The organism is Streptomyces sp. NPDC060002, assembly GCF_042737245.1.
In the GTDB taxonomy this organism is placed as follows: domain Bacteria; phylum Actinomycetota; class Actinomycetes; order Streptomycetales; family Streptomycetaceae; genus Streptomyces.
Window position 1 is genome coordinate 87592 of record NZ_JBHWUW010000031.1, and the last position, 10223, is coordinate 97814.

The window sequence follows — 10223 nt, forward strand, 5'->3', positions numbered from 1 at the left end:
GACACGAAGTGGATCTACGATTGACGCGACGACAGGATGAATTCATGGGTGAATTAGTGCAGGGGCGTCCCGAATCCGAGATCCGCGCAGCGATCGCGGCCGAACGCCGGGAACTCGCGGACCTGTTCGACGAGCTGTCCCCGTCGAAATGGAACGAGCCGTCGCTGTGCTCCGGCTGGCGGGTTCGGGAAGTGGTGGCCCATATGTCTCTGGGTTTTCGCTATTCCATTCCCCGGACTGCCAAGGAGCTTTTCAAAGCGCGCGGCAGTCTGCACCGCATGACCGACCGCTGCGCCCGCCGGGACGCGGCCGAGTTCTCGACGGGCCGGCTCGCGGCCTTCCTTCGGGACAACGCCAACCACCCGTGGAAGCCGCCGGTCGGCGGCATCGTCGCGGCGCTCGGCCACGACGTCGTCCACGGGCTCGACATCACCGTCCCCACGGGCGTCGACCGCGTGGTCCCCGAGGACCGGCTCCGCGTCCTGCTGGACGCCGTCGACCCCAAGTCCCTGAAGTTCTTCGGCGCCCGGCTCGACGGTGTCCAGCTGCGCGCCGACGACCTCGACTGGACCTTCGGCACCGGATCGCCGATCACCGGCGCCGGACAGGATCTGCTGCTCCTCGCCTATGGCCGCAGACTGCCCGAGGGACGCGTCGCCGGCCCCTTGGCGGGCCGCTTCGCCCTCCCCCGGAAATAATGTCCCGTCAGGAGATCGGTGGTCGGTTCCCCGCTTACTGTCCTCCTGTTCGAGGATAGGGGGCGGCCATTAAGTCCGGGTAAATCCGAGCAGTGCGGAACAGGGGTTTTTCCCGACGTGTGCGGCGGGTAGCGTGAGGAATTCAAATCGCGCCTCATCGCGCATGACCGACGGGGGTGGTCGATGAAAACGGGGAAAGCGACCAAGGATCCGGAACGGGTGGAGCCGCCCGGATCCGATGTCCGCGGGCGGGTGGCCGAACTGCACTCCCTTCGTGAGCAGGTGCGCCGCGGGCCCAGTGACCGGGCGACGGAGGCGCAGCACGCCAAGGGCAAACTGACGGCCCGGGAGCGCATCGCGCTGCTGCTCGACGAGGACTCCTTCCGGGAGGTCGAGCAGTTGCGCCGGCACCGGGCGACCGGGTTCGGCCTGGAGGCCAGGAAGCCGTACACCGACGGTGTGATCACCGGCTGGGGCACCGTGGACGGCCGTACGGTCTTCGTCTACGCGCACGACTTCCGTATCTTCGGGGGTGCGCTGGGCGAGGCCCACGCCACGAAGATCCACAAGATCATGGACATGGCCCTCAAGGCGGGTGCCCCGCTGGTGTCCCTGAACGACGGAGCCGGCGCCCGTATCCAGGAGGGCGTCTCCGCGCTCGCCGGGTACGGCGGCATCTTCCAGCGCAACACCCGGGCTTCGGGCGTCATCCCGCAGATCTCCGTGATGCTCGGTCCCTGCGCGGGCGGCGCCGCGTACAGCCCGGCCCTCACCGACTTCGTGTTCATGGTGCGCGACACCTCGCAGATGTTCATCACCGGCCCGGACGTCGTGCGCGCCGTGACGGGCGAGGAGATCTCGCAGAACGGCCTCGGCGGCGCGGACGTGCACGCCGAGACCTCGGGAGTGGCGCACTTCGCGTACGACGACGAGGAGACCTGCATCTCCGAGGTGCGCTACCTCATCTCGATGCTGCCCTCCAACAACCGGGAGAACCCTCCGGCCCACGCGACGGGCGACGCGGCCGACCGCCGCTCCGACTCCCTCCTGACCCTGGTGCCGGCGGACGGCAACCGCCCGTACGACATGCTCAAGGTGATCGAGGAACTCGTCGACGACGGCGACGTCCTGGAGGTCCACGAGCGCTGGGCCCGCAACATCATCTGTGTCCTGGCCCGCCTCGGCGGCCGGGTCGTCGGCATCGTCGCCAACCAGCCCGCTCACCTGGCCGGTGTGCTGGACATCCACGCCTCGGAGAAGGCCGCACGCTTCGTGCAGCTCTGCGACGCGTTCAACATCCCGATCGTCACCTTGCTGGACGTCCCGGGTTTCCTTCCGGGGGTCGACCAGGAGCACGGCGGGGTCATCCGGCACGGGGCCAAGTTGCTGTACGCGTACTGCAACGCGACCGTGCCGCGGATCTCGCTGATCCTGCGCAAGGCCTACGGCGGGGCGTACATCGTCCTCGACTCCCAGTCCATCGGCGCGGACCTCACCTACGCCTGGCCGACCAACGAGATCGCCGTGATGGGCGCCGAGGGCGCGGCCAACGTCATCTTCCGGCGTCGGATCGCCGAGGCCTCGGATCCCGAGGCCATGCGCGCGCGGATGGTGAAGGAGTACCAGGCCGAGCTGATGCACCCGTACTACGCGGCCGAGCGCGGCCTCGTCGACGACGTCATCGACCCCGCCGAGACGCGCGAAACCCTCATCGGCGCACTCGCGATGCTCCGCACCAAGCACGCCGATCTGCCGTCCCGCAAGCACGGCAACCCGCCGCAGTAGACCCGTAGAGCCGACGTACGAAGGAGGGCACACCCATGAGCGCATCCGCTGCCGAGGGCATCCTGCGCGTCGAGAAGGGCCATGCCAGGTCCGAGGAGATCGCGGCCGTCACCGTGGTCCTGCTGGCCCGTGCGGCGGCCCTGGCCGGGGCCGCCGCACCGGACGAGAGCCCCGGCGAGGCCGGCTGGCATCCCCGCGAGCGCGGCCACGGCTTCCGGGCCCCGCACAGTTGGCGCGGCTGAACAGCGCCGTGCCGCGGACGAGTTCGCTCCGCGGCACGGTCAGGCTCTTCACACACCGACGAGTCTGCTGACGGTCGCAGTAGGCCGGCGAGGGGCTCGGTACCCGGCCTCGGGAGCAGCCGGGCCGGGCGGGCGGGCGGCGCCCTCGGCAGGTGGCAGCCGGGAAGGCTTCCTGCCCAGGCCGGGCAGGGCGAGCAGTACCGGCGGCCGGCTCCAGTCCTCCTGCCGGACCGCGATGTCGAGGCAGGTGGGGGTGCCGGCACCGATCTCCACCGGGCCGGTGGCCCCCACGAGCAGAGGTGAACCGCAGCACTGATCGCCCGACGCCCGGGTGCCGAGCGTCACCGCGTGCAGGTACCAGGTGCCGGGCGGCACGTTCTCCAGGGAGAAGGCCCCGGCTCCGTCGGGTCTGGTCCAGGCGACGGGCTGCCCCTGGAGGATGGGACTGTCGAAAACGCCGACGTACAGGGGGGAAAGGGGCGTCCCGGTCAGGTGAGCCGTCCCCGATATGGATCCGAGCGGCCCGGTTGCGACGGGTAAGGGGGTTATTCGAGGAAACTCTTCGCATTCACCCCGGCTGATTTTTCGGTACTGGGTGGGTGAGAGCCCGACCGAGTCAGTGAAACGCCGGGAGAACGTGCTGGGGCTGCTGTAGCCGACCCGTGCCGATATGTCGGCCACGTTTGCATGCGTATGGACCAGCAGGCATTTTGCCTCCTGTATACGAACTGCGCTCAGGAAGCGGCCGGGTGTTACGCCGGTGGTGCGTTGGAAAACTCTCAGGAAGTAGAATTTGCTCATCATCACCGACCGGGCCAGGTCATCGAGGGCCAGGGGCTCGTGATAGTTTTCACGAATGGTCATTATCGCGCGGCGGGCGAGGTGCTCCATATGCTGCGGACTCCCTGATCTGGTGGTCGGTGGCGAATGATTCGCAGGTGGCGGTTACTCGGTAGTGCCTTTCCGTTGTAATGCCCGCTGTGTCTTCTTTCGGTGGATCTGCGCATGGCGCGGCGGACATGTCTGAGTGAGATGCGTCGGCATCGAGAGAACGCGCCCGGCGCGAGTACCGGGCCGCGCTCGATAAAGGGGCTTCCGGCGAGCAGGACTTCCCGTGGGGCCGGCCGTCAGAACCGTGCACGCGGTGTGGGCCGTGAACGGTCAGTCGACGCGGTTCAGCGCTGCGGCGCAGGCCGGAGGGCGTGCCCCGGCGAGGTGACAGGTCTGTTCGACCGGCCGCCGAGGGTCTCCTTCGGCCATGGAGGTGAACCTGTCCAGGAAATGGCCATACCAGGGCTCTCCTGTCGATGCACCGGCGAACCGGCGGTGCGTTCGGAAAGCTGGCTGCTCAACCGTAAATAGCCGCACGCGGCGGTCGGCGAACAGGAAATCCAGCCGGCGGATGGCGCGGAGAGATGCGGCGAATCATCCCGGACGGCTGGCCGGCTCGGAGCGTCGGCCCTGTATGTACCTGTCTTCATCCATGAACACTTGGCAACCCCCGTTGCAATCAGTCACGACACCTTTGAGCCTCGCACATCTGTCCATCGGGAGGCAATAGCGTTCAGGCCACCCGCGGCGCGTGTGAGTAGCGCAGCTGTGGAGCCTTATCCGAGGAGGAAGCCGCAGGGATCGGACGCGCTGGGCTTCCTGCGCCGTCGGAACCAGGGGCACGTGCGGTGTGAATCCGCCATCAGGCGGGCGCGACGCCGATCGGCGGGACGTGCGGGGGCGGTTGGCGTGAAATCATCCGCGGCGCACAGAACCGCCCGTTCGGAGCCGTGCGGCGCACGGGAGTCGGCCCGTCGGATCCCGGTCGGAGACAGCCCGTAATTCGGCACAGGTGAGCAATCTGGGCGATGACAACGGGCCGGCCCGAAGCGCAGGCTTGGGACGCCGACAGGTGACTCGGTATTCACCCCGGGACACGGCACGGGGCTGCGGGCTTCGGCAGGAGTACGCGGGCCCGCGGCCGGTCGGAACCTCCGCCTGAGGGCGGGCCTCCCGATGTTCCCCCCGGCCGCCGTCCTTGCCGCGCGGTCTCGTCCAAGGTCACGCGCCCCGCGGGAGAACCCGGTTCGCGCCAAGGCGACGCCACCGCGCCCACCCGCCGTCAGACCCGGCCCGACCGCCGCCGCTCCGCCCGACCGCCGCCGCTCCGCCCGACCGCGGGGTGCTGTTCGGCAATCGCCTCTCCATCCGACGCCAGCCGATCGAGGACCGACCCACCATGACGAGTCATCAAGTGCTCTTTCTCCTGCTGGATCTCGCGCTGATACTGCTGCTCGCCCGAGGGATGGGCGCGTTGGCCGGGCGCATCGGCCAGCCACCCGTGATGGGCGAGATCCTCGCCGGCGTCCTCATGGGTCCCACGCTCTTCGGCGCCCCGGTCTCCGACCGGCTCTTTCCCGCCGACATACGGCCCCTGCTGGGCGGACTGGCGCAGATCGGGGTCGCGCTGTTCATGTTCGTCGTCGGACTGGAACTGGAACACCGCTTCCTGCGGGGCAGGGTCAGGGTCACCGCCGCGGCGGCCGCGGGATCGACCCTGGTGCCGTTCGCCTTCGGGGTCCCGCTCGCCCTCTACCTGCTGCGCGACCATCCGGCCGAACAGCGCGCCGCCTTCGTGGTGTTCGTGGGGCTGTCGGTGTCGGTGACCGCGTTCCCCGTCCTCTCCCGCATCCTGGTCAGCCGGGGGCTGTCCCGCACGGCGATCGGCGGGCTCGCGCTGGCCACCGCGGCGGTCGTCGACGTGGTGGCCTGGTCGGCATTGGCCGGCGTGCAAGCGGTGGTGGGCGGCGCCGACTACTGGCAGGTGGGCCTGCTCGTCCCCTTCACCGGACTCCTGCTGACCCTGAGGCCGTTGCTGCGGGCGGTGTTCACCTCCCGTGGCGCCGGGAAGCCCCTCACGCCGACGGGAATGGCCGTCGTGATGGTCGGGATCTTCCTGTCCGGGGCGGCGACGGAGGCCATGGGGATGCACTACATCTTCGGCACCTTCCTGTTCGGCGCGCTGATGCCCCGCGAGGGGATGGACGCCTTGCGCGAGGAGATCTGTGACCGTACCGGTGAGATCACCTCGCTGCTGCTGCCCGTGTACTTCGTGGTCGCGGGCCTCAAGGTCGACCTGCGGGGTGTGGGCCTCGACGGACTCATCGAGCTCGGCGTCATCCTGCTGGTCGCCATCGGCGGGAAGTTCGGCGGCACCTATCTGGGCGCACGGTCGCAGGACCTTCCGGCGAAGGACTCGGCCACCCTGGCCGCTTTGATGAACACCCGCGGTCTCACCGAACTGGTCATTCTCGGTGTCGGGCTCGAACTCGGCCTGCTCGACGGCTCCTTGTACTCCCTCATGGTCGTCATGGCCCTGGTGACGACCGCCATGACCGGGCCGCTGCTGACCTTCATCGACGCCAGGGGTTCCCGAAAGGCGCGGGCCGGTGTGCCCGGCAAGGGCGCGGACGGCGGCGAGGCCGGGGAGGGTGTGGCCGGCGAAGGCCGAGGCAGCCGTGCTGTTGGCTGAGCGGGCCCGCCAGCTCACGGTACTCACCGAGGTGCTCGAGGAGGCGGCCCGGGGCCGCGGGAGCATCGCGCTCGTCACGGGCGGCATCGGCTGCGGACGGACCGAGTTCCTCGACGCGGTACGGCAGACGGCGACCCGGCAGGGGTTCGTCGTGCTGCGGGCCACCGCCTCGTGGGCGGAGCGCGGCGCACAGGGCGGTGTGCTCGGCCGGCTGCTGCGGCACGCGGAAGTTCCCGCCGACCGCGCCGGCGCTCTCGCCCGGGAGCTTGCACGGGTCGTGGCCGTGGGCACCGCCGCCGCGGGCGACGCCTTCGAGCGGTGGCCGGCCGACCACGCGACGGGCGCGGCCCTGCACGAACTGTCCATCGAGCTGTCGCGGATCTCCCGAAAGGCGCCGGTCCTGCTGTGTGTCGACGACATCCAGTTCGCCGACTCCCTCTCGCTGCACTGGCTCCTGCAACTGGTGCGGAATCTGCACGCGTCGCGTATCGCCCTGGTGGTCGCCGAATGCACCCTGTCCCGGTCGGCCCACCCCCGCCTCCATGCCGAGTTGCTGCGCCGGCCGCACTTCCGCCGGGTCGTGCTGGAAGGCCTCTCACCCGATGCGGTGGCCGCCGTGCTGGCCGAGCGCATGGGCGGGGCGGCGGCGCGGGCACTGGCCGCGAGCTGCCACCGCGTCACCGGCGGAAACCCCCTGCTGCTGCGCGCCCTCATGGAGGACCAAGGGCCGCACTCCGCCCCCCTGCCGGGCGGCGTCCCCGGGGACGAACCGGTCGTCGCCGATGCCTACGCCGACACCGTACTGAGCCTTCTGCACCGCGGCCGCCCCCCGACACTGCGCCTCGCGCAGGCCCTCGCCGTACTCGACGAAAGAGAAACGGGCACCGGCCTGCCGGCCCGGATGCTCGACGAGGAGCCCACGACCGTCGACGAGTGCGGTCGCGCGCTGGAGGCGGTCGGTCTCGTCGACGGCGCACGTCTGCGGCATCCCGTGGCGCGTTCGGCGGTGCTGCGGAGCCTGTCCGCGCCCGCGCGTCGGAATCTGCACCGCCGTGCCGCCCGACTGCTCTACGAGGACGGGGCCGACGCCCTGCGGATCGCCCCGCACCTGCTGGCCGCCCGCGGCCGCCCGCCCTGGGCGGCGGCCGTCCTCACGGAGGCCGCGCAACGCCATGTGGCGGCCGACCGGATCGCGGACGCCCGCGCCTGCCTGGACGCCGCTCTCGCCGTGTCCCGGGACGAAGGCGAACGGGTCTCCCTCAGAGCGCAGCTGGCCGGCGTCGCATGGCTGCTCAACCCCTCGCTCGGCGTCCGGCACTTCGGAGAGCTCACCTCCGCACTGCGCGAGGGCCGGCTGCCGGGCCGGCACGCCCTGACCCTGGCCAGGCAGTTGCTGTGGCACGGCCGGTTCGGGGAGGCCGTCGAGGCCGTCCGGCGGGTGGCGGAGCAGAACGGGGGGCCGGACACGGACCGGGTGACCGGCACGGAGATCCGGGCCACCCAGGGACTGCTGTCGGCGATCTGCCCGAGCGCGGTCGCCTCCGCCGCGCCGGCCGGGGACCGAGGTCCGCACGGGATCGCCCGCGTGCGCCTCGGAGGCGATCCCAGGATCCAGGCGGCCGTGGCCCTGTCGGACGTGCTCGCCCACGGTCCCGGCGCCCCGGCCGTCGACGGGGCGGAGACCGCTCTGCGGAGCATGCGGCTCGGCAGGGACACCCAGGAATGGATCGTGTGCGCTGTCACGGCCCTGCTGTTCGCCGAGCGGACCGAAGCCGCCGACGGCTGGTGCGCGCACTGGGCGGCGCAGGCCCGCACCCGCCGGATTCCCTTGTGGGAGGCGGAATTCAGCGCTGTGCTGGCCGGCGTCCGGCTGCGTCAGGGGGATCCCGCCGCAGCGCAAAAGCTCGCCGAGGCGGCCCTGGCTCAGGTGCCCGTGGAGAGCTGGGGGGTGGCTCTGGGCTGGCCGCTCGCCCATCTCGTCCAGGCCGCCACCGAGCTGGGCGACCACCGGGCGGCCGCGGAGTATCTCGCGGTACCGGTACCGGACGGGATGTGCTCGACCCGCTTCGGACTGCACTTCCTGCACGCCCGGGGCCGGCACCACCTCGAGACCGGACGCCCCGACGATGCTCTCGACGACTTCACGGCCTGCGCGGACCTGATGCGCGGCTGGGGGTGTGACCAGCCCGCCCTCGTACCCTGGCGGTCCGAGGCGGCCCGCGCGTACCTGCGCCGGGGCGACACGGACACGGCCCACGCCCTGGCCCGCGAACAGCTCGCCCTCGTGGGACCGGCCCGCACCCGGACCCGGGGCGTCACCCTGCGGGTCCTCGCGGAAACGGGGGACGGCGCCGAACGCGTCGCCCTGCTCACCGAGGCCGCCGCCATCCTGCGCGCCGTCGGTGACCCGTTGCAGACCGCAGGCGCCCTGGCCGAACTCGGCCGTGCCCACCTCCGGGAGGGGCGGCCGGGCCTCGCCAGGCCGGTCTTCGAGACGGCCGCCGGCCTCGCCGGGCGCTGCGGAGCCCGGCCGTTGTCGGCCGTACTCGCGGCGGAGCTCGAAGCGTCGGCACCACCCGGCGGGCGACCGGGCGGCGGGCGGCCGGGTGGCGAATCGGACCGGGTCGCCGCTCTCGGCCTGCTCAGCGATGCGGAGCGGCGGGTCGCCGCACTCGCGGTGGGCGGGTGCACCAACAAGGAGATCTCGCAGCGGCTCTCCGTCACGGTCAGCACGGTGGAACAGCACCTCACCCGCGTCTTCCGGAAGCTCGGTGTGCGGGCGCGCCGGGATCTCCCGCCGGACATCGCCCTCGATGCCGCGCCGGCCGCACCGGCCGGTAGTGGTGCCGGCGGTGCCGTCCGGACGCCGAGGTGCTGAATTCATGCCGTGTCCGGGTCCGGCCCTGATGTGTAGTGTGGCTAGACATGAAGGCGGAGAACTTGAGAGGGAACCTGGAAGGCATGCTGCTGTCTGTCCTGGAACCCGGGGCGCAGCACGGCTACGCCGTCATCGAGGAACTCAAGCGGCGTAGTGGCGACGCCATCAACCTGCCCACGGGGACGGTCTATCCGGCGCTGCACCGGCTGGAGGCCGCGGGACTGGTCGGCAGCGAGTGGACGCGCCACAACGGCCGCCGCCGTCGGAACTACTTCCTCACCGCGGCCGGACGCCGGGCGCTGGCGGAGAAGAGGGCGGACTGGCAGGAGGTCTCCTCCGTCATCTCGGTGGTACTGGGAGGCGGGGCGTGATGGAGACGGCGGTCCTTCAGCGGTACACCGACCACGTGGCGGAGCACCTCGTGGGGTCGTACTCACGACGGTCGGCCATCATCGACGAGGTACTGGACGGCCTCCTGTGCGCGGCGGAGTGCAATCTGGAGAACTGCCCCGACGTCGAGGAGGCCGCGCACCGCGCCGTCCAGGAGTGGGGTCCGCCCGATGATGTCGCCCGCGCCTACAACGACGCCACGCTGCGCCTCAGCGCGAACCGGCTGGCCCTGCGCGCGGTCTGCGCGCTGCCGTTACTCGCGGCGACCTGGGCGTCCGCGCTGCTCGGGGGTCCGGCCGGCCCCTGGGCGTACCGTCATCCGCCGCTGCTGCTGATCGGGCTGTCGATCGTGGGCTTCGGCTGCGTGCTCTCCTTGGCGGGGGCGCTCTCCGGCCTGCGCCGGGGCAGCGGCATCGAGGCGGCGTCCGCCCGGCACGACCACATGGTGACCACCGGCACGCTCACGGCCCTCATCGGTCTCCTGGCCGTACTGGGCGCGCTGATCCTGCTCCTTCTCAACCGGGGCCTGAGTCATCCGGAGTCCCTGGACTGGCCCATGGTCTCCATTCCCACCACCCTGACGCTCCTGGCCGGCGGGTATTTCGGGCTGTCCCTGAAGCGTTTCGTCTCCGTCGTGCGGGGGGCCGTTTCCCCGTAGTGCCCGACGTATCGCCGCGAGCCCCCGGCGGGGCGACTCCTTCTACGGG

The 10223-nt window shown here is 71.1% G+C and carries 8 protein-coding genes; 7 read left to right on the forward strand and 1 reads right to left on the reverse strand.

Annotated features, from left to right (window positions below; translation table 11 throughout):
• Nucleotides 1–44 precede the first annotated feature (44 nt).
• From ACFWBD_RS25480 to ACFWBD_RS25490, 3 genes are all read left to right on the forward strand, one after another.
• The gene (locus ACFWBD_RS25480) at nucleotides 45–698 is read left to right on the forward strand and encodes a maleylpyruvate isomerase family mycothiol-dependent enzyme (RefSeq protein ID WP_385671043.1); all 654 of its coding nucleotides are present in this window, start codon (nucleotides 45–47) and stop codon (nucleotides 696–698) included.
• A 183-nt stretch (nucleotides 699–881) separates the two neighbouring features.
• The gene (locus ACFWBD_RS25485) at nucleotides 882–2483 is read left to right on the forward strand and encodes an acyl-CoA carboxylase subunit beta (protein WP_385671008.1); all 1602 of its coding nucleotides are present in this window, start codon (nucleotides 882–884) and stop codon (nucleotides 2481–2483) included.
• Between the two features lie 35 nt (nucleotides 2484–2518).
• Entirely contained in the window at nucleotides 2519–2725 is a 207-nt protein-coding gene (locus ACFWBD_RS25490) for an acyl-CoA carboxylase epsilon subunit (protein WP_385671011.1), read from the forward strand.
• A gap of 48 nt (nucleotides 2726–2773) precedes the next feature.
• Here the strand turns inward: ACFWBD_RS25490 and ACFWBD_RS25495 are convergent, their stop codons facing one another.
• Nucleotides 2774–3616 carry a helix-turn-helix domain-containing protein gene (locus ACFWBD_RS25495; protein WP_385671014.1) on the reverse strand — a complete coding sequence of 281 codons (843 nt, stop codon included), beginning with the start codon at nucleotides 3614–3616 and terminating at the stop codon, nucleotides 2774–2776.
• A gap of 1339 nt (nucleotides 3617–4955) precedes the next feature.
• On the opposite strand from ACFWBD_RS25495, the gene ACFWBD_RS25500 reads away from it, so the two are divergent.
• The 4 genes from ACFWBD_RS25500 (at nucleotide 4956) to ACFWBD_RS25515 (ending at nucleotide 10174) form a co-directional block, all read left to right on the forward strand.
• Entirely contained in the window at nucleotides 4956–6248 is a 1293-nt protein-coding gene (locus ACFWBD_RS25500) for a cation:proton antiporter (RefSeq protein ID WP_385671017.1), read from the forward strand.
• Nucleotides 6235–9126 (forward strand): BREX system ATP-binding domain-containing protein, encoded by a 2892-nt coding sequence (locus ACFWBD_RS25505; protein WP_385671020.1) that lies wholly within the window; start codon nucleotides 6235–6237, stop codon nucleotides 9124–9126. Before ACFWBD_RS25500 ends, ACFWBD_RS25505 begins: the two co-directional genes overlap by 14 nt.
• 83 nt (nucleotides 9127–9209) lie before the next feature.
• Nucleotides 9210–9497 (forward strand): PadR family transcriptional regulator, encoded by a 288-nt coding sequence (locus ACFWBD_RS25510; RefSeq protein WP_385671023.1) that lies wholly within the window; start codon nucleotides 9210–9212, stop codon nucleotides 9495–9497.
• Nucleotides 9494–10174: a hypothetical protein gene (locus ACFWBD_RS25515; protein ID WP_385671026.1), complete on the forward strand. Its 681-nt coding sequence runs from the start codon at nucleotides 9494–9496 to the stop codon at nucleotides 10172–10174. Before ACFWBD_RS25510 ends, ACFWBD_RS25515 begins: the two co-directional genes overlap by 4 nt.
• Nucleotides 10175–10223 lie beyond the last annotated feature (49 nt).

Coding starts and splice junctions, on each gene's coding strand:
- ACFWBD_RS25490 (WP_385671011.1), top strand. CDS start 2,519: ATGAGCGCATCCGCTGCCGAGGGCATCCTGCGCGTCGAGAAGGGCCAT.
- ACFWBD_RS25500 (WP_385671017.1), top strand. CDS start 4,956: ATGACGAGTCATCAAGTGCTCTTTCTCCTGCTGGATCTCGCGCTGATA.
- ACFWBD_RS25510 (WP_385671023.1), top strand. CDS start 9,210: ATGCTGCTGTCTGTCCTGGAACCCGGGGCGCAGCACGGCTACGCCGTC.
- ACFWBD_RS25495 (WP_385671014.1), bottom strand. CDS start 3,616: ATGGAGCACCTCGCCCGCCGCGCGATAATGACCATTCGTGAAAACTAT.
- ACFWBD_RS25485 (WP_385671008.1), top strand. CDS start 882: ATGAAAACGGGGAAAGCGACCAAGGATCCGGAACGGGTGGAGCCGCCC.
- ACFWBD_RS25480 (WP_385671043.1), top strand. CDS start 45: ATGGGTGAATTAGTGCAGGGGCGTCCCGAATCCGAGATCCGCGCAGCG.